The organism is Streptomyces hokutonensis (assembly GCF_042751305.1).
Classification (GTDB): Bacteria; Actinomycetota; Actinomycetes; order Streptomycetales; family Streptomycetaceae; genus Streptomyces; species Streptomyces hokutonensis_A.
The window spans coordinates 397,173-412,934 of sequence record NZ_JBHYWD010000005.1; the positions used below are offsets into that span (position 1 = coordinate 397,173).

Below are 15,762 nucleotides of genomic sequence, written 5' to 3' on the forward strand. Positions count from 1 at the left end.
CCTCGGAAGAGGTCGGGGAGCGACGGAGAGGAGCTGGACCGGTCCGGACCGCAGTGCGCGGGCCGGGGACCGGCCCTCCGTCTCGCCCGTACTGACCGCACGGTCGAACTGGTGCAAAGGGCCTCCCGGGCGGACGGCCCCGTGCCGTCCGCTGAGATACGACACCCGTGGTTCGGGCGTCGACCTGCTTGGCTTATGCCCTCGAACATGCGCCGCCATGCCACGGCATATGACGACGCCCTGGTGAACTCCTTGTTACTTGTGCACCAAACGGGGTACTCGGGGCGCCTTGTCCGTCATCCGCCGTAACGCCGGTGTCGCGCGGCGTAGTCGCGCATCGCGCGCAGGAAGTCGACCTTTCGGAAGGCCGGCCAGAAGACTTCGCAGAAGTAGTACTCGGAGTGGGCCGTCTGCCAGAGCATGAATCCGGACAGCCGCTGCTCCCCGCTGGTGCGGATCACCAGATCGGGGTCGGGCTGATCGCCCGTATAGAGGTGCTTGCCGATGAGTTCGACGTCCACGTGGTCGGCGAGCTCCTCCAGCGAGGTGCCCTTGTCGGCGGCGTCCAGGATCATCGAGCGGACCGCGTCGGCGATCTCCTGCCGGCCGCCGTAGCCGATGGCGACATTGACGAGTATTCCGTCGATGTGCGCGGTGGACTCCTCCGCCTCCTTGAGGGCGGACTGCATTCCCGACGGCAACAGGTCGAGGGTGCCTACGTGGTGGACGCGCCAACGGCCGTCCGCGGCAAGGGAAGTGACGACGTTCTCGATGATGCCGAGCAACGGGCCGAGTTCTTCCTGCGGGCGGTCGAAGTTGTCCGTCGAGAGCAGCCAGAGGGTGACGACCTCGACGTCCGTCTCGCTGCACCAGCCGAGGAACTCCTCGATCTTGTCGCCGCCGGCCTGGTGCCCCTGGACGGTGGTGGAACCCGCGGCCTTCGCCCAGCGCCGGTTGCCGTCCATGATGACGCCGATGTGCTTGGGCACCTGTGCGTGGTCGAGATGGCCTCCCACCCTGCGTGCGTAGAACCTGACCAGCAGGCGGCGCAGGGTGTCGCGCACGTTCACGTGTTGTCAGCCCCTCCGTGGATGGCAGTCCCCGGCGTCGAAGCCTACCCCCGCTGGAGCCCGGTTCCCCCAAGCAGTGTCTGGGCTCATCCCGGTTCGGCACGAAGGTCGGTCTCGGTTCGGCGCGGGGGTCGGGCCCGGTTCGGCACGGGGGTCGGTCCGGGGTCGCCGCCGGCCGGCGCGGGGGCCGTCACCGCGGGGCACAAAAAATCGGGCCGGTCCGTGGGGGGGATACGGACCGGCCCGAGGGGGGGTTTCCACCATAACCCTTCGTAAGTGATGCTGCGTGCATCGGCGTGCCACAACTACTCTCCGGAGTCGGCCGACAACACGTCCAGGGGTCCGGAAGCCCTGATTCCAGCCCTGATCATGGCCGGTTCACAGCGGATTCGGAGGAGAACGTGGAGGTTTTCCGCCACCCCCCGGCGTGTCGCTCGCAGGGGTGACACCGCCGGCGAACGTCCGCTTGACGGGGCAGGGGCACCGCGCAGCCCCCTCCACCGCGCGGTGCCGACCGCGCAGCTTTGCTCACGCGAATTACCTTGGTCTGAACTTACGTGAGGAGATGGCCGGAACGCGAGTCGATCTCGATAACGATGTGGAAACCGCGTGGACGTGTGGCGGACGTCCTGTGACCTAGTTCGGCCCTAGCGTCGCGCCATGACTGTGAAGACCACCTGGGCCCGGGCGAGCGCCCGCCGTCTCGAACGGCAGTTCCTCGACACCCCGGCCGGGACCGGCACACCGGTGGCCGACGTGGTGGCGTCGATGCTCGCCGCCCACGCGCAGGTGCTGTCGGCGGCCGAGCTGTCGGTCGGGGTACGGGCTGCCGGGCGGACCCGGGCGGACGTGCGAACGGCGTTGTGGCAGGCCGACGGCTCACCCGCCTCCCTCCTCAAGACCCACGGCCCGCGCGGGACCGTCCATCTGCTGCCCACCCGTGAACTCCCGCTGTGGAGCGCCGCGTTGACCGCGATCCCGGGCACGGGCCGGTTCGCCCCCGACATCCGGCTCACCGGGACACAGGCCACCGAGGTGGTCGCGGCCATTGCCGACGCCCTGGACGGACAGACCCTGACCATCGACGAACTCGACGAGGCGGTCGTCGCCCGCACCGGCCCGTGGGCGGGCGACCGGGTGATGCCGGCCTTCCAGGACCTGTGGCCGCGCTGGCGCCAGGTCCTGCACCGGGCCGGCCAGTCCGGCGCCCTGTGCTTCGGCCCGAACCGCGGCCGCAAAGTCACCTACACCCGCCCGCCCCGCTTCACCCCGCTCCCCACGGCCGAGGCCCTGCGCACCCTCGTACGGCGATATCTGCGCGCCTACGGTCCGGCGACCCCACCGGATTTCGCCAAATGGCTCGCGGCGCCCGGAGGTTGGGCGACGACGCTCTTCGAGACCTGCGCCGCCGAGGGCGGAATCGAGGAGGCCGACTTCGAGGGCACGCGCGCGTGGCTGGCGGCGGGCGACACCTCGTTCCCCGGGGAACCGGTCCGGGGCGTGCGCCTCCTCCCCTACTTCGACGCCTACGTCATCGCCGCCCAGCCCCGCGAGACGCTGTTCCCGGGTGCCGCGTACCAGCGGGCGCTGGCGGGCGGGCAGGCCGGCAACTACCCCGTGCTGCTGGTCGACGGGGTGGTGGCCGGGGTCTGGCACCAGCGCAGACGCGGACGGCGTACGACCGTCACCGTCGAGCCGCTGGGGAAGCTCTCGGCGCGCCAGGAACGGGAGTTGGGCGAGCGGGCGGAACGGGTGGGCGAAGTGCTGGAGGCGCGGGCCGAGTTGGTGATCGGGGACGTCGTCTCCGGGCCGCACGCCTGAGTCACGCGAGCGGCTTGCGTACGTCGAAGAGGTGCCGGGTGCTGTGGGTCACGAACGGGCCCGTGGTCTCGATCCGCTCGTGCAGGGAACGGAGTTGGGGCTCGTAGGCCTCGACCGTGAAGTCCGGGACCATCCAGATCACCTTGCGCAGGAAGTGCACGACGGCCGCGATGTCGTAGAACTCCATGCGCAGCCGTTCGGCCCGCAGGCCGACGACCTCGAGACCCGCGGCCTCGGCGCCGGCCCGCTCGCGCTCGGGGTCGCGGGCACCGCTCACGTCCTCCGGCTGGGGGCCGAGGAAGTGCTCGACGAGTTCGAACGCGCTGCGGGGGCCCACGTGTTGGGCGAAGTAGGTGCCGCCGGGGCGCAGCACGCGGGCGATCTCCGGCCAGTGGGCGCGGACCGGATGGCGGCTCAGCACGAGGTCGAAGGTGGCGTCGGCGAAGGGCAGCGGGGCGTCTTCGGCCGCCGCGACCACCACGACCCCGCGCGAGCGGAGCAGCTCGGTGGCCTTGGCGACGTTCGGCGGCCAGCCCTCGGTGGCGGCGACCATCATCGGGGGCTGGACGGCGGCCCGGCCCAGGGCGAAGTCGAAGACCTCCCCTCCGCCGGTCTGGACGTCCAGGGCGGTGTTCGCCCAGGTGAGGCGGTCCCCGGCCGTGCGCGCGTATCCCCACGACGGACGTGCCTCGGTGGCCCGCCCCTCGAACCACGAGAAGTCCCAGCCCTCGGTGGGGACGGCGGCCCCCTCCGCGACAAGATCCTCAAAGCTCCTGCTGTTGCCCATGCGGCGATGGTCGCAGGGCAGTGTCGGTGGGCGCTGCCGATTTTCGAAGCAGCGCGGGGCGGGTCAGGGGACGAGTGCCCTGACCTCCTCCGCCGCGAAGCGTACGAAGGCCTCCGGGTCGGGTTCGTCGCCGGTGGGCTGGAGGACGACCGTGTCGGCGCCGGCCTCGGCGAGGCGCTGGACGGCCTTCGCGACGGCGTCCGCGTCGCCGGCGACACCGAGGTCGGGGACCGACTCCAGTCCCTCTTCGGCGAGTTCGGCGCGGACTCGGGCGGCGGCGCCGGGTCCGGTGGCGGTGAGGAGATAGACGACGACCTGGTGCGCTTCGGTACGACCGGCCGACTCCCGTCCCTCGTCGATGAGTTGGCGGGCCCGTCGAACGCCGTCCGGTGCGGTGGACGCGGTGAGGACCGTACCGTCGGCCGCGGCGCCGGAGAGGCGGAGGGTGCGCGGGCCGCCGGCGCCGGCGAGGATCTCGACGGGACCGGCCGGCGGCCAGTCGAGGCCTACGTCGTCTAGCTTGACGTAGCGGCCCTGGGTGGTGAGCCGTTCTCCGCGCAACAGGGCGCGCAGCGCGTCGAGATGCTCGCGCAGCAGGGTCACCGGGGACTCGGCGCGTGCGCCGACCTGGCCCATCCAGTCCTGAACGCCGTGTCCGACGGCGAGGATCGGGCGCCCCGGGAACAGCCGGTACAGCGTGGCGGCTTCCATCGCGGTGATGGCGACGTTGCGCAGCGGGACCGGCAGCAGTCCGACGCCGATCCGCACCCGCTCGCTCCAGGCGAGCGCCGCCGCCGCGGCCGAGATCCCGCCCTCGCGGAAGCAGTCCTCCCACAGCCAGAGCTCTTCGAGCCCCGAGGCGTCGGCGAGTTCGACCACCGCACGGAGTCGCTCGGGGGGAAGTTGGGGACGGAACACCGCGCCGAGTCCAGTCATGGGTTCTTCCTATCCGGTGAGAGCACGGCGGACAACGGATTTACGGGGCGACCCGCTCGTAGCGCAGCAGGACGACCCCGTTGCCGAAGGTGCGGTTCTCGGTGAGGCGGAGCGCGGTGTGGGTGTCGGCCTCGGGGAACATGCGTGTGCCGCGGCCGATGAGGACCGGGTGGACGTACACCTTGATCTCGTCGACGAGGCCGAGCCGGAGGAAGGTGGCGGCGAGGTCGGCGCCGCCGAGGCCGAGGTCTCCGCCGGGCTGTTCCTTGAGGGCGCGCACCTCCTCGGGGACGACCTCGGACACGACGGTCGTGTTCCACTCGGCGGGACCGGCGGGCAGGGTCCGCGAGTACACGGTCTTCGGCTTGTCCCGCCAGATCGCGGCGAACTCGGCGGTGACCGCGGAGGCGTCCGGGTCGGCGTCGGCGGTGGGCCAGTGGGCGGCCATCAGTTCGTGGGTGACCCGGCCGTCGAGGAAGGCGCCCAAGGGCCTGAGGGTGTCGTTCATGTGCCGGTGGAGTTCGTCGTCGACCAGATGCCAGCCGATGTCCCGGTCGGGGCCCTCCAGGAAACCGTCGAGGGACACGGACATCATGTAGGAGATCTTCCGCACGGGTACGTCACCTCGTTCAGAACCGGGTTCACCACCGTCTCACGCCGCCGCCAACGCTCCCAGCACCACGCCCGTGAACGCGCCGCCGAGCATGAACGGCCCCAGCGGAATCGCCGTCTTACGACCCGCCCGGCGCAGCGCGACCATCCCGAGGCCGTACAGCGCGCCGTACAGCACCCCCGCGAAGGCACCCGTGACGAGCACCGGCCAGCCGTACCAGCCGAGGGCCGTGCCGAGGGCGAGGGCGAGCTTCACATCGCCGAAGCCCATGCCGGCGGGGTTGATGAGATACAGCGCCAAGTACCCGGCGCCGAGGGCGAGTCCACCGAGCAGCGCGGTGGGCCAGGAGCCGGCGTCGGCGGGCAGCAGGGCCGCGACGCCGAGGAGAGCGAGGGTGGCGGCGGCGAGGGGGAGGGTGAGGACGTCGGGGAGACGGTGCACCCGGTAGTCGACCAGCGCGAGCAGCACGGCGACGGGTGCGGCGAGCAGCCAGACGACGAGTTCGGGGTGGGGGCCGGTGGCCGCGGCGAGGGTCGCGCAGACGAGGGCGATGGCGGTGGATACGGCGGGGGTGCTGGGCCCGTAGGAACCGCACGGGTGTGCTGGGCCGGTTCCGTTGCAGCGGGCGCGGCCCAGCCAGCCGTCGTACGGACCCCTGATCGGGTGGCCGTCGGGGCAGTGCCCGTTCCAGGGTTCCTCGGCCTCGACGGAGAGGCGGTGGGCGGCGCGGGGCAGCAGAAGGCCCGACCACGCGCCCCAGAGGGCACCCAGGACGATCAGAATCAGGCGCACGCGGGGACGATATCCGGGTGGCGGCGGGCGGGGCATGGGTCCGTGGGCCCATGTGGGGCCCAGTCAGGGGCGGATACGGTCGGTAGGCCGGTCGGCACCGGATCCGGAGTGACGCAGAAGGGTGACCTGGTATGGGACGACGCTGGAGTGACGGGCCGGGGAAGCTGATCGTGCGGGGGGCCGCGGGCCCGGTCGCCGTCCCGCTGGAGCTCGCGACCTCCTACCGGGCGCGCACGAAGGGGCTGCTCGGCCGGGACGGGATCGACGGGGCGATGCTGCTCTCGCCGGCGAGCAGTGTGCACACGTTCCGGATGCGCTTCCCGATCGATGTGGCCTACTTGAACGGGAAGTTGGAGGTCGTCGCCGTCCACACGATGAGGCCGGGACGACTGGGCCTGCCGCGGCTCCGGTCCCGGCATGTGCTGGAGGCGGAGGCGGGGGTCATGGCGGGGTGGGGGTTGGGGGTGGGGGTTCGGGTGACGGTGGAGCCGGAGTAGGGGGAGCGGGAAAGCAAGTCCGCGAGGGCGCGCCGGATTTCGGCGGGACGCGACTCCGCCACGACGAAGAGGTTCGCGAGCGGCATCGTCAACCTCGCCTGTTTTCCCGCTCGTTCACGGCGACAGTGTGCCGTCCGCCTTCAGGCGGGCGAGGGCCTCGCGGCTTCGGGGGACGGTGCCGTGCCAGTGGAGCATCGACAGGGCCCGGTCGGTGGCGACGCCGAACCGGGCGTAGCGCTCGGCTAGTTCCATCGCCCACGGGGTCACCAGGGTGTCGTCGTCCACGCACATGCCGAGCCAGGTGAAGACCTCTCCGGCGATCCAGCCGCCGATCCAACTAACCCACCGCCGGACGAAGCGCTCCGCCTCCTCACCGTCCGCGTCCACAGGCACACCGGGGATGCCGAGCAGCACGCACTCCCGCATCGCCTCGGCCATGCGCTCCTCGGTGACCTGGTCGGCGTAAGGCATGAACTCCCTTAGCACGACACGGATTTCGAGCCAGGCGGGCTCTTCTTCGCCCTCGTCCTCGTCGCGGGTCCAGTCGGGGTCCGGGACGGGGTCGGGCACCGGGGCCTCGGGTGCGCAGGCCTCCAGGATCGCCCGTGCGCGGGCGATGTTCGCCTCGGTCTCCGGGAGTTCCCGGGGCCAGGTGAAGCCGGTGTCCCAGCTGTAGGGGAGTTCGCGTAAGACGAGGGGCAGCAGGAGGTGTTCTCCCGAGTCCTCCAACTTCCGCCTCCTTTTCCGGGTCAGGCCGTTCCGGGGCCGCGGGTCCCCGCGTTCCGGCCGGAGTGCTCGCCGTACTCCGACTCCCAGCGGCGCATGTCCTCGGCGTTTCCGATCCTGATGCCGAAGGGCCAGGTCGGGTCGAAGAAGAGCCAGTAGCGGGACTCCAGTTCGAGGGCGAGGCACTTGACCACACCCTCCTCGGGGTGGGAGCCGGCGTCCGTGAAGGGGCGGGTGGCCGTGCAACGGAGGCGGTCCCAGCTGTCGCCGAAGAGCTGCTCGCCCTGGGAGGCCAGGGCGAGTTCGTCCCCCTCCTCCTCGATGGCCGCGTAGAGGTCGACGCCGCCCAGGGTGACCCTGTCCACCACCCGGATCTCCAACTGGCCGTATCCGCCGACCGATTCGAGGCGCAGGGCCCCGTCGTCGAGGAGGACGAAGACGACGAGCGGCTGGGGCACGAACCGGGACATCATCTCGTCCCGGTCGATGCGGCCCGGGACCAGGACGTCCGTGACGTACCGCCGGCGGAGTACGTCCTCCGCGATGCTCCAGGGAGTCGGGCCCGAAGGGGACGGGCTTGCAGGCGGCACAGCTGCTCCTGTCATGCGGTCACTCGGCCTTCTTGGTGATCTGGAGGGACGTGTCCAGGCCCTCGCCGGACTTCAGGACGGTCCAGAAGTCGCCGTTCTCGTGCAGGACGACGGTCACGCCCTTGCCACGGTAGATCAGGCCTTCCGCTTCGCCCTTCTTCAGCGTGCCCTTGCCCACGAGCTTGAACGTGCCGTTCTTGATGTTGGCCTCGATGTCCTGGAGGAAGCGCGGGCCGTCCTCCTTGAGCTTCTTGTACTTGGTGCCCAGCGCGTCCTCGATCAGCTTCTTGTGGCGCAGGAAGTGGTCCTTGAACTTCTTGGGGTCGCCCTGGCTCACGGTCGGCTTCTTGGCCGCCTCGACCTCTTCCTTGGTCATCCGCCCGGCCGCCTCGTCGGCCTCGTCCGCCTGCTTCCGGGCCTCCTCGGCCTCCTTCTCGGCATCCTCGTCGCAGTCCTTGCCTTGGGCGAGTACGACGTACGGCGAGCTGCCGGCGGCCAGGACGGTCGTGCCGCTGCCGGTGCCTCCGAACGTGGGGCCGCCGCTGTCGCCGTACGGGATCCGGCGGCCGGGCGCGCCGACCAGGCAGCCGGTCTGCCGGGCCTTCTTCTCCGCCGCCTCGGCCGCTTCGTCGGCCTCCTTGGCCGCCTTCTCGGCGCCCGCCACGTCCCCGGCCTTGGCCGCCTTCTTCGCGTCCTCCGCCGCCTTGGCCGCCTTTTCGGCGAGTTCGCCGAGCTTCCCCAGCTTGCCGATCTTGCCGAGGTCGCCGACCTTCTCGACGATCTTGGCGCCGTCGTAGCCCGGGATGAAGAGGGAGCCGACGTTCCACAGGACGTGGGTGACGGCGCGGGTCTTGTCGCCGTTCTTCCAGTCCTTGGCCACGTCGTCGCCGATGAAGAGGTCGTAGAGGACCGTGCCGCCCGTCTTCGCGGAAGCGCTCGTCCAGTCCCACAGGGCACCGCCGTAGTCGCCGTCGGACCACTTCTTGCCGGCGTCCTTGGAGTTCTTGGACCAGTCGTCGCCGAGCTTTTTGCCGTAGTCGCCGATGCCCTTCACAGTGTCGATGGGGTGGCGGACCATGTCGTAGATGCCGGTGAGGTCGCCCCAGACTCCGTCGACGAAGAGGCCCTGGCCGACTTGTTTCACCTGGTCGCCGGCGCAGCCGAAGAAGGCGCCCACGCCGGAGAAGCAGCCGTCGTCGTGGCCATTTCCGTCGCCCTTGTCGTCCTTCTTGTCGGCGGCTGTGGTGTCGGTCTCGGTGGTTGTGGTGCCGGTGGTTGTGGTGCCGGTGCCGGTACCGCAGGCCATGCCCGTGACCTTGCAGACCTCCGACTGGATGCCGCCGAAGATCTGGGTGCCGAGGCCGGTGACCAGCAGGGCGGTGATGATGGCGGCGACGATGGCGATGAACCCGGCGTACTCGACCGCCGTCTGGCCCTCGTCCCGGCGCCAACGGATCAGCCGGGCAAGGGAGAAGGGGCGGCGCTCGACGCGTTCCAGCCCGGCGAGGCCGTACCACTCGCGGCTCTCGGGGCGGAACAGAAGGAACGCAATGACGATCGGGAGGAAGAGCTGGAGGCCGCCGCGGGCGGAGCCGGAGGTGAGGTTGACGACACCGCCGAGGATCAACCAGCCCTGCACGGCGAGAAGTCCGAGCCGGACCCGGCCCCCGCCCTCCCAACTCCGCCGGGCCAGCCACCAGCCGAGGACGCCCGGCGCGGCGGCGTAGGCAACGAGGGCCACGACCTGGCCGTCGAGCGTGTCGTACGACGCGGCGGTCAGGAGGACTCCGAGTCCGCCGACGACCGTGACCGCGAACAGGATGTGTACCAGCGTCAGTGCGGCGGCGAGCGGCACGGGCATCTCGTGCCGCCCGCTCGGCCCGCCGACTCCCCCGCCCGTTCCCCCGATCGAGGCCATGTCTCCCCGTCCCCCGCCGTCTGTCGCTCAACTCCACTGGAGCTTCCAGAGGTTAGGGACGGGGCGGGTGCCCGAGATGGGCCCGTGGGCCCAAATCGGTGCCCAATCCCCCGGTGGACTTCTCGGCTCAAGGCCTACCCGGAAGGTCACGGTTCTTCTGCGTCAGGCGCTGAGGCGACCGGGCCGAGGGGCGGAACGCTGCCTGCGGATGTGGTCCACCACTCCTCCCTCCGCGTCCGGATCGTCAGCGGTTCAGGTTCATGACACCGACTCCGAGCCCGTCGTAGGCCTCGGGTACGACGGTTGCCACCAATCCGCCTTCGGGAAGCATCGGGTTCGGCCGCGCGGCATGTACGGCTGCCGCGACACCGAAGGCAACACCGTCGCCGCGGAGTTCGGCGATCGTCACGGCCATCGCGAAGTCGTCGTCGATGATCTGGAACACGTCCAGCAGAACGCCCGCGTGGGCGACCGTCCCGGCGCGTTCGCGCTCGGCCTCCAGGAGGCACACCACGGGCACCCACAGACGTACGTCATCACTGGCCGCCGCCGCATGGATGAGCGCGGAAACCTGCTTGTTGCCGCCCATCCCCAAAAGTGCGGGAGTGTCGAGAACGTAATGCTCGGCCAAGTTCAATGGGAAGACTCCGCTTCCCCAAGAGCGGCCCGATAGGCGACGGTGGCCTCACGCATCCTGCGCCGCATCGCCGCCGAGTCCTCGTCCGTCACGTAGTGTCCGAACCGCTCGGCGAGCAGGGCGCGGGCATGGTCGGCCCGCTCCTTGATCTGCTCCGGAGTCAGCGTCTGAGCGGCTATTTCCCGCATGAGGGCGCGGAGACTGGTCCCGCGCGCCTCCGCCACGGCGGCGAGTTGGTCACGGACTTCGGCCGGCACGCGAATCATGACATCGGACATGCGACGAGTATACGCAACGTATACACCGCACACCGGCTCGCGCACCGCATCAGGCCGCACACCACTCTCCCCCGTACGCCCGCGCACCCGCCCGCGGCAACACCGCCCACATCCGAGTCCCGCCGCCCGGTTCGCGGGCCTCGCCGAAGCCCCACTCACCGGCGCAGGCCCGGACCGCACAGGACAGGACCCGCAAGGTGGCGCGACGGCGGGAGTCGCAGGCCGCCGCGAGGCGGGGATTGGTGTGGCGGGGGTGGGCGTCGTAGAGGATCACCCGGAGGGCGCCGTCGCGGTAGCGGAGCGACACGTAGATCTCGGCGGCGGGGGTGAAGCGGCAGGCGCAGGCGGCCAGTTCACTCACTGTCTGTACGGCCGCGTCCGTCATGTCGGCGAGGCCGTGCGCCTGGAGGATCGAACGGGTCGCGGTCCGCGCGATCGCGGGGCTCGGCGGGGCTGCGGGGAGCGTGAGGCTGTAGGTGAGGGTTTCGGGGGCCGGAGGGGTGTGGGGTGCGTCGGTGAGGGGCGGGGTCTGGCAGGAGGTCATCGTTCCGGGCATGGCAACTCCCTTGGTCGGAGGGTGGTTTGACGCTCCGCGCGGTGGCCTGTCTCCCTGACGCGGACCCACCCCTCCCAGGGGAGGAGATGCGGGCGGGCACGCGAGATGCGCTTCCGGTTGGGCGGAGGGGTCGTAGTCGACCCGTCACTGACTGTAGGAGCGATGGAGTCACAATGTCCACCCACTTGGAGATAATTACCCCCACGCATGGTCGACTGGCAGACTGGCTGCACCACAGCGGGAGAAGGGGTGGCATGGCGACAAGAAGTACGCCGACGGAGCGGCAGAAACGACTCGGTGCCGAGTTGCGGAAAATCCGCCTCTCGGCAGAGGCCACCACGGAGTACGCCGCCGGGCTGCTCGGAATCGACCGCACCCGGCTGTCCAACATGGAGTCGGGCATTCGTCCCTTCTCGGCCGAGCGCATCCGCACGCTCGCCTGCAACTACGGCTGCACAGACAGGAGTTACGTCGAGGCCCTGGTGCTCATGGCCGAGGGCAAGGAACGCGGATGGTGGGAGCGGTACCGGGGCACCCTGTCCGCAGGACTGCTGGACATCGCCGAGTTGGAGTGGCACGGCGCGCGCGTGCGGACCGCGCAGGTCATGCACGTACCCGGACTCCTCCAGACCGAGGAGTACGCGCGCGCCGTCTTCGCCGCCGTACTCCCGCCGTTGAGTCGGCTGGAGGTCGAACTGCGAGTAGCCCATCGCATGGAGCGCCAGCAGGTCTTCGACCGCCCTGAACCCCTTCCGTACGTCGCCTACGTCCATGAGGCCGCGTTGCGCATGCCGTACGGCGGCGCCGAGGTGACCCGGCAGCAACTGGAGCACCTGGCCGCACAGTCCGAGCGTGACTCCATCGACGTACGGATCATCCCCACCAGCGTCGGCGGCTTCCCGGGGGCGGGGCACGCGCTGCTGTACGCGGACGGGGCCGTGCCGCAACTCGACACCGTGCAGCTGGACTCCGCGCACGGGCCGGAATTCACCGGCGCGGAAGCTCAGCTCACCAAGTACCGTGCCCACTTGGAGTGGATGGACAACGCGGCGCTGCCCACGACGGCCTCGCGCGATCTCATCCGCAAGGTCGCCCGCGAACTCTGAGGAAGCCACTATGACCGGCATCAACTGGGAAGCCCCGTACTGCGGCGAGGGCAACAACTGCTTCCGCATAGGCACCGACGACGAAGGCAACGCCTACATCGCGGTCGCCGGACAGGAGCACCAGTACCTCACCGACAGCCGCGATGCGCTCCGTACCCTCATCCGGGACATCAAGGCGGGGAAAGCGGACCATCTGTTGTAGGGAGGGCTTTCGAGCGTGCCCCGGGGCAAAGCAGCCCCGGGGCAGTGAACAACCTTCCGATTCGGGGCACTTGCTGCTGCGAGACGGAGGTCGAGCCGTCCGCCCAAGACCGATCGCGCGCGGCAGCACCGCGCTTCGTATGCTCTTCCGGTCTTCCCACCCGACCCGCCGACCAGGAGTACACGGTGTTCAAAGTCCCGACGACCGCAGGCCTGTCGATCCTCGCGGTGATCGCGGCCGGCACACTGCTGTCGGGCTGCTCGGCTTCCGTCGAGGTGAAGAAGTCCACGCCGCCGAAGCTCTCCGCGGACAAGCTTTCCAGCACGCTCGCCGAAAAGCTCGCCGCCGCCACAGGACAGTCGAAACCGGACGTCTCCTGCCCCGAAGACCTCGTCGGCAAGGTCGGCACCACCTCGCGCTGCACGCTCACGGCGGACGACGGCAGCACCTTGGGCGTGACGGTCAAGGTCACCTCTGTCAGCGGCAACCAGATCCACTACGACTTCAAGGCCGACGACAAAGCTTCTCCGGCCTCGAACTAACCAGCGTCCAAAGACAGTTGAGCCCGATTCCCCAGTATGGGCGAGGGAACACAGCCGTGACGGTGGCGATCGGATCGGTGCAGTGGGACGAACGCCGGGCTGGCGCTGGAAAGCGGCACGCGAGGGGTGCGACCAGCTCGCGGAGTGGCGGTTGACCGAACCGGCGTGGCAGCAGGTCTTCCTCCGGGCCCAGGTCAGTCACGCCGTCCGGATCCGGATGCGCCTGGACCACAAGGAGCACGAGGTACGCGCCCTTGAGGAACAGTGGGAGCTGCGTCGGGTCGGTACTCCGACGAGGCTCCAGATGACGTCGGAGTACACACGCGGCCCCAGCCGGACCATCAGCCGTCCTTGGACCCTGGAGCGTGGGGCCGGCGGTGGCCTTGAGGCGACGGAGACCTTCCGCATCGACAGCGCCGACATGCGCGAACCCCTGCGCGACACCGTCCTCAGAAGTAGGAATCGGTCAGCTTTCCGTGCGCGGGAACGTCACCTCCACCCTGCGGTTCTTCTTGCGGCCGGCCTCCGTGGAGTTGTCGGCGATCGGGTACTGCTCGCCGTAGCCGCGTACTTCGAAGGTGATGTTCGGGTCGTTCAAGTCGGCGTCCAGGACGGCCTGTACGGCGTCGGCGCGCTGCTTGGAGAGGACGTCGCCGTGGGCCGAGGAGCCGAGGTTGTCGGTGAAGCCGAAGACGCGGACCGTGGTCGCGTTCTGCTTCTTGATCTCCGCGGCGATCGTGTCGATACGGGACTTCGACGCGGCGCTCAGCTTCGCGCTGTTCTTGCTGAAGAGGACCTCGGCCTGGAGGGCGAAGGTCACGTCCGAGTTGGTGTCCTCGCGGCGTTCCTCACCGCCCTGGTCCTCGACGACCGTCTTGATGTCCAGGACCTTGGGGTCGGCGAGCGTGGCGCCTTCGGGGAGCTTCAGGTCGGGGTCGTTCGGGTCGACCTGCACGGGCGCGGAGGCGGAGGCCTCGGTGCCCGGGGGGGCGCTGGGGCTCGGGGTGTCGTCGGCGTGGGCCGTGACCGCGCCAACAAGGTTCGCAGCGACCATGAGGGTGGCGGCGGTGACGACGAGGGGGAGGCGGAGAGTGGTGGTCACTGTGGCCTCACCCGGAGATCTTGATGGTGCCGGCGGAGAACGTCGGGATCTGCAGGGTGACTTCGGTCGTGGTCGCGGGCGGAGAGGGGAACTGCATGAAGACAGGGAGAGTCTGGCCGGCCTCGAGAGTGCCCAGGGCAGTTGTGGTGAGTGGCCGCCCGTCCGTGTCGCGCAGCACGTAGTAGCGCTTCTTCCCCTGAGAGTCCACCAGAGTGGCACCACCGAGTGAGGGACCGTGCTTGACGATCTCGGTCTCGTCTCCGCTGACCTGAGCCGGGATGACGACCGATTTGGCCCCGTCGTTCTTCAGATTCCCGTTCACGGTGATGAACCCGCCGGAATCCCTCTGGGCGGAGGTGATTTGAAGGAGCACCCCGTCCGTGCCCTTGAGCTCGGCCAGAGGTGTCTCCGACTGCCCCTCCTGAGCGCTCGGATCGGATCCACTGCTCTTGGATGTGGAGGCGGACGCCGAGGTGTCCGGCTTGCTGTCGTCTCCGCCACCACTGCCGCACCCGGCCACACCGAGGGCCAGACCGGCAGCGACAGACAGCGCGACCATCCCCCTGCGGGCCTTCGCCGTGAACCGAATGCTCATCACTCTGTTTCCTTCTCCACTCGTCGTTCGCTTGTCAGTCGGCCAGATGGACGTCGAAGAGGTCCTCGGGTCCCGGAAGATCAGTGAGGTGGAGCGGGTCCAGGTCCCAGACCTTGTCGTCCTTGCAGGTGAGCTGCGGCAGCACGTCGGCACCGGCGTCCGCGCCGGCGAGTTGGAACGTGCAGAGCGGCTCGATCACGGCGGTGGCGGAGGCTTCCGAGAACGTGCTCTCCGTGCCGGGGACGATCGAGTCCCCGACCGGCTTCGTGGCCTCGACCCCGACGGTATAGCCCAGGGGCAGCCCCGTCGGCGGCGGGCAGCTGTTCACGCGGGCGTCGTTCTGCCCCGCGAGCTGACCGGCGCGCACGCACGAATCGGCGAGTCCCGCCACGTTGCCGTTGAAGATGTCCCGCCACTTGGTCGGGTCGAGTACGTTCTCCACCCACATGCCTGCAAGTTGGTCCCGGGTATCCTGGGCCGCCGCGAGCGCTGCCGCGTCGGCGGCCGTCTGGGCGCCGCTCCGGTTCACCGCGGCCTGGCCGACCGCGACGTAGGCGAACGCGAGGAAGAGCAGGCCCGCCACCACCGTGATGTAGATGGGGAAGGCCTGCCCTGCGTCGCTGGACCTACGCGGAGGCATCAGGTGATTTCGTTGATCTTCGCCTGAATCTTGTTGAGGATGGTCTGGCCGATGTTCGTACCCGTGATGGCCAGCACGATCGCCACGACCACCGCGATGATGCCCAGGTACTCCACCGCGGTCTGCCCCGTGTCGCCGGCGCGGCGCTGAACGGCCGCGACGGTCGTGTTCTTCCAGCCGTTCACGCGGACCTTGGTCGCAACTGCGGTCTTCAGCATCAGGTCGCTCATGGTGTTCCCCTCCGAGTGACGCGTTACCGGCTTCCTCGTCGCCGGTGCCGCTTTCGACATGAGAACGGTATGCCTCAACACCCGTTTCGCCAGAGGGCCCCAGGGCCCAATCCCGGGCCCAATC

At 69.7% G+C, this 15,762-nt stretch carries 20 protein-coding genes; 5 read left to right on the forward strand and 15 right to left on the reverse strand.

Features of this window, described 5'->3' with window-relative positions; genetic code table 11:
- Positions 1-296 precede the first annotated feature (296 nt).
- Positions 297-1,070 (reverse strand): isoprenyl transferase, encoded by a 774-nt coding sequence (locus tag ACFXC1_RS16735; protein ID WP_381243316.1) that lies wholly within the window; start codon positions 1,068-1,070, stop codon positions 297-299.
- A 660-nt stretch (positions 1,071-1,730) separates the two neighbouring features.
- Here ACFXC1_RS16735 and ACFXC1_RS16740 point away from each other — a divergent pair.
- Entirely contained in the window at positions 1,731-2,891 is a 1,161-nt protein-coding gene (locus tag ACFXC1_RS16740) for a winged helix DNA-binding domain-containing protein (RefSeq protein ID WP_381243319.1), read from the forward strand.
- Position 2,892: 1 nt separating this feature from the next.
- On the opposite strand, the gene ACFXC1_RS16745 is transcribed toward ACFXC1_RS16740, so the two are convergent.
- From ACFXC1_RS16745 to ACFXC1_RS16760, 4 genes are all read right to left on the reverse strand, one after another.
- Positions 2,893-3,678: a class I SAM-dependent methyltransferase gene (locus tag ACFXC1_RS16745; RefSeq protein WP_381243322.1), complete on the reverse strand. Its 786-nt coding sequence runs from the start codon at positions 3,676-3,678 to the stop codon at positions 2,893-2,895.
- 63 nt (positions 3,679-3,741) lie between these two features.
- On the reverse strand, positions 3,742-4,614 hold the full coding sequence (locus tag ACFXC1_RS16750; protein ID WP_381243324.1) for an LLM class flavin-dependent oxidoreductase: 873 nt from the start codon (positions 4,612-4,614) through the stop codon (positions 3,742-3,744).
- A gap of 40 nt (positions 4,615-4,654) precedes the next feature.
- On the reverse strand, positions 4,655-5,227 hold the full coding sequence (locus tag ACFXC1_RS16755) for a dihydrofolate reductase family protein (RefSeq protein ID WP_381243327.1): 573 nt from the start codon (positions 5,225-5,227) through the stop codon (positions 4,655-4,657).
- Between the two features lie 39 nt (positions 5,228-5,266).
- Complete coding sequence (locus tag ACFXC1_RS16760) at positions 5,267-6,019, reverse strand: prepilin peptidase (protein WP_381243329.1); 753 nt, start codon at positions 6,017-6,019, stop codon at positions 5,267-5,269.
- Between the two features lie 131 nt (positions 6,020-6,150).
- On the opposite strand from ACFXC1_RS16760, the gene ACFXC1_RS16765 reads away from it, so the two are divergent.
- Complete coding sequence (locus ACFXC1_RS16765) at positions 6,151-6,516, forward strand: DUF192 domain-containing protein (protein WP_381243332.1); 366 nt, start codon at positions 6,151-6,153, stop codon at positions 6,514-6,516.
- Positions 6,517-6,630: 114 nt separating this feature from the next.
- Here ACFXC1_RS16765 and ACFXC1_RS16770 read toward each other — a convergent pair whose 3' ends face one another.
- From ACFXC1_RS16770 to ACFXC1_RS16795, 6 genes are all read right to left on the reverse strand, one after another.
- Positions 6,631-7,245: a hypothetical protein gene (locus tag ACFXC1_RS16770; protein ID WP_381243335.1), complete on the reverse strand. Its 615-nt coding sequence runs from the start codon at positions 7,243-7,245 to the stop codon at positions 6,631-6,633.
- A 20-nt stretch (positions 7,246-7,265) separates the two neighbouring features.
- Positions 7,266-7,832 (reverse strand): hypothetical protein, encoded by a 567-nt coding sequence (locus ACFXC1_RS16775; RefSeq protein WP_381243337.1) that lies wholly within the window; start codon positions 7,830-7,832, stop codon positions 7,266-7,268.
- A 19-nt stretch (positions 7,833-7,851) separates the two neighbouring features.
- Positions 7,852-9,750, reverse strand: coding sequence for a hypothetical protein (locus ACFXC1_RS16780; RefSeq protein WP_381243340.1), 1,899 nt, complete (start codon positions 9,748-9,750; stop codon positions 7,852-7,854).
- 244 nt (positions 9,751-9,994) lie between these two features.
- Positions 9,995-10,381, reverse strand: a complete 387-nt coding sequence (locus tag ACFXC1_RS16785) for a PIN domain-containing protein (protein WP_381243342.1) — start codon at positions 10,379-10,381, stop codon at positions 9,995-9,997.
- Between the two features lie 2 nt (positions 10,382-10,383).
- A complete protein-coding gene (locus tag ACFXC1_RS16790) occupies positions 10,384-10,665 on the reverse strand; it encodes an Arc family DNA-binding protein (protein WP_381243344.1) in 282 nt (93 codons plus the stop codon).
- A 49-nt stretch (positions 10,666-10,714) separates the two neighbouring features.
- Positions 10,715-11,221: an ATP-binding protein gene (locus ACFXC1_RS16795; RefSeq protein WP_381243347.1), complete on the reverse strand. Its 507-nt coding sequence runs from the start codon at positions 11,219-11,221 to the stop codon at positions 10,715-10,717.
- A 254-nt stretch (positions 11,222-11,475) separates the two neighbouring features.
- Between ACFXC1_RS16795 and ACFXC1_RS16800 the strand changes: the two genes are divergently transcribed.
- The 3 genes from ACFXC1_RS16800 to ACFXC1_RS16810 all read left to right on the forward strand — a co-directional run bounded on the left by ACFXC1_RS16800 (position 11,476) and on the right by ACFXC1_RS16810 (position 13,071).
- Positions 11,476-12,327, forward strand: a complete 852-nt coding sequence (locus ACFXC1_RS16800; protein ID WP_381243350.1) for a helix-turn-helix domain-containing protein — start codon at positions 11,476-11,478, stop codon at positions 12,325-12,327.
- Positions 12,328-12,337: 10 nt separating this feature from the next.
- Positions 12,338-12,529, forward strand: a complete 192-nt coding sequence (locus ACFXC1_RS16805) for a hypothetical protein (protein ID WP_381243352.1) — start codon at positions 12,338-12,340, stop codon at positions 12,527-12,529.
- A gap of 185 nt (positions 12,530-12,714) precedes the next feature.
- Positions 12,715-13,071 (forward strand): DUF4333 domain-containing protein, encoded by a 357-nt coding sequence (locus ACFXC1_RS16810; protein WP_381243354.1) that lies wholly within the window; start codon positions 12,715-12,717, stop codon positions 13,069-13,071.
- A 466-nt stretch (positions 13,072-13,537) separates the two neighbouring features.
- Here the strand turns inward: ACFXC1_RS16810 and ACFXC1_RS16815 are convergent, their stop codons facing one another.
- The 4 genes from ACFXC1_RS16815 to ACFXC1_RS16830 are packed head-to-tail and all read right to left on the reverse strand — an operon-like array spanning position 13,538 to position 15,638.
- Positions 13,538-14,125 (reverse strand): OmpA family protein, encoded by a 588-nt coding sequence (locus ACFXC1_RS16815; protein WP_381243555.1) that lies wholly within the window; start codon positions 14,123-14,125, stop codon positions 13,538-13,540.
- A 55-nt stretch (positions 14,126-14,180) separates the two neighbouring features.
- On the reverse strand, positions 14,181-14,768 hold the full coding sequence (locus tag ACFXC1_RS16820) for a hypothetical protein (RefSeq protein ID WP_381243356.1): 588 nt from the start codon (positions 14,766-14,768) through the stop codon (positions 14,181-14,183).
- A gap of 34 nt (positions 14,769-14,802) precedes the next feature.
- On the reverse strand, positions 14,803-15,408 hold the full coding sequence (locus tag ACFXC1_RS16825) for a pilus assembly protein TadG-related protein (protein ID WP_381243359.1): 606 nt from the start codon (positions 15,406-15,408) through the stop codon (positions 14,803-14,805).
- Complete coding sequence (locus tag ACFXC1_RS16830) at positions 15,408-15,638, reverse strand: hypothetical protein (RefSeq protein ID WP_381243362.1); 231 nt, start codon at positions 15,636-15,638, stop codon at positions 15,408-15,410. The genes ACFXC1_RS16825 and ACFXC1_RS16830 overlap by 1 nt, the downstream gene beginning before the upstream one ends.
- Positions 15,639-15,762: the final 124 nt, after the last annotated feature.

Excerpts from the sequence above, each read along its gene's own strand:
- ACFXC1_RS16750 (WP_381243324.1), bottom strand. The coding sequence starts at position 4,614 with ATGACTGGACTCGGCGCGGTGTTCCGTCCCCAACTTCCCCCCGAGCGA.
- ACFXC1_RS16795 (WP_381243347.1), bottom strand. The coding sequence starts at position 11,221 with ATGCCCGGAACGATGACCTCCTGCCAGACCCCGCCCCTCACCGACGCA.
- ACFXC1_RS16800 (WP_381243350.1), top strand. The coding sequence starts at position 11,476 with ATGGCGACAAGAAGTACGCCGACGGAGCGGCAGAAACGACTCGGTGCC.
- ACFXC1_RS16830 (WP_381243362.1), bottom strand. The coding sequence starts at position 15,638 with ATGAGCGACCTGATGCTGAAGACCGCAGTTGCGACCAAGGTCCGCGTG.
- ACFXC1_RS16745 (WP_381243322.1), bottom strand. The coding sequence starts at position 3,678 with ATGGGCAACAGCAGGAGCTTTGAGGATCTTGTCGCGGAGGGGGCCGCC.
- ACFXC1_RS16740 (WP_381243319.1), top strand. The coding sequence starts at position 1,731 with ATGACTGTGAAGACCACCTGGGCCCGGGCGAGCGCCCGCCGTCTCGAA.
- ACFXC1_RS16805 (WP_381243352.1), top strand. The coding sequence starts at position 12,338 with ATGACCGGCATCAACTGGGAAGCCCCGTACTGCGGCGAGGGCAACAAC.
- ACFXC1_RS16825 (WP_381243359.1), bottom strand. The coding sequence starts at position 15,408 with ATGCCTCCGCGTAGGTCCAGCGACGCAGGGCAGGCCTTCCCCATCTAC.
- ACFXC1_RS16815 (WP_381243555.1), bottom strand. The coding sequence starts at position 14,125 with ATGGTCGCTGCGAACCTTGTTGGCGCGGTCACGGCCCACGCCGACGAC.
- ACFXC1_RS16765 (WP_381243332.1), top strand. The coding sequence starts at position 6,151 with ATGGGACGACGCTGGAGTGACGGGCCGGGGAAGCTGATCGTGCGGGGG.
- ACFXC1_RS16790 (WP_381243344.1), bottom strand. The coding sequence starts at position 10,665 with ATGTCCGATGTCATGATTCGCGTGCCGGCCGAAGTCCGTGACCAACTC.
- ACFXC1_RS16820 (WP_381243356.1), bottom strand. The coding sequence starts at position 14,768 with ATGAGCATTCGGTTCACGGCGAAGGCCCGCAGGGGGATGGTCGCGCTG.
- ACFXC1_RS16780 (WP_381243340.1), bottom strand. The coding sequence starts at position 9,750 with ATGGCCTCGATCGGGGGAACGGGCGGGGGAGTCGGCGGGCCGAGCGGG.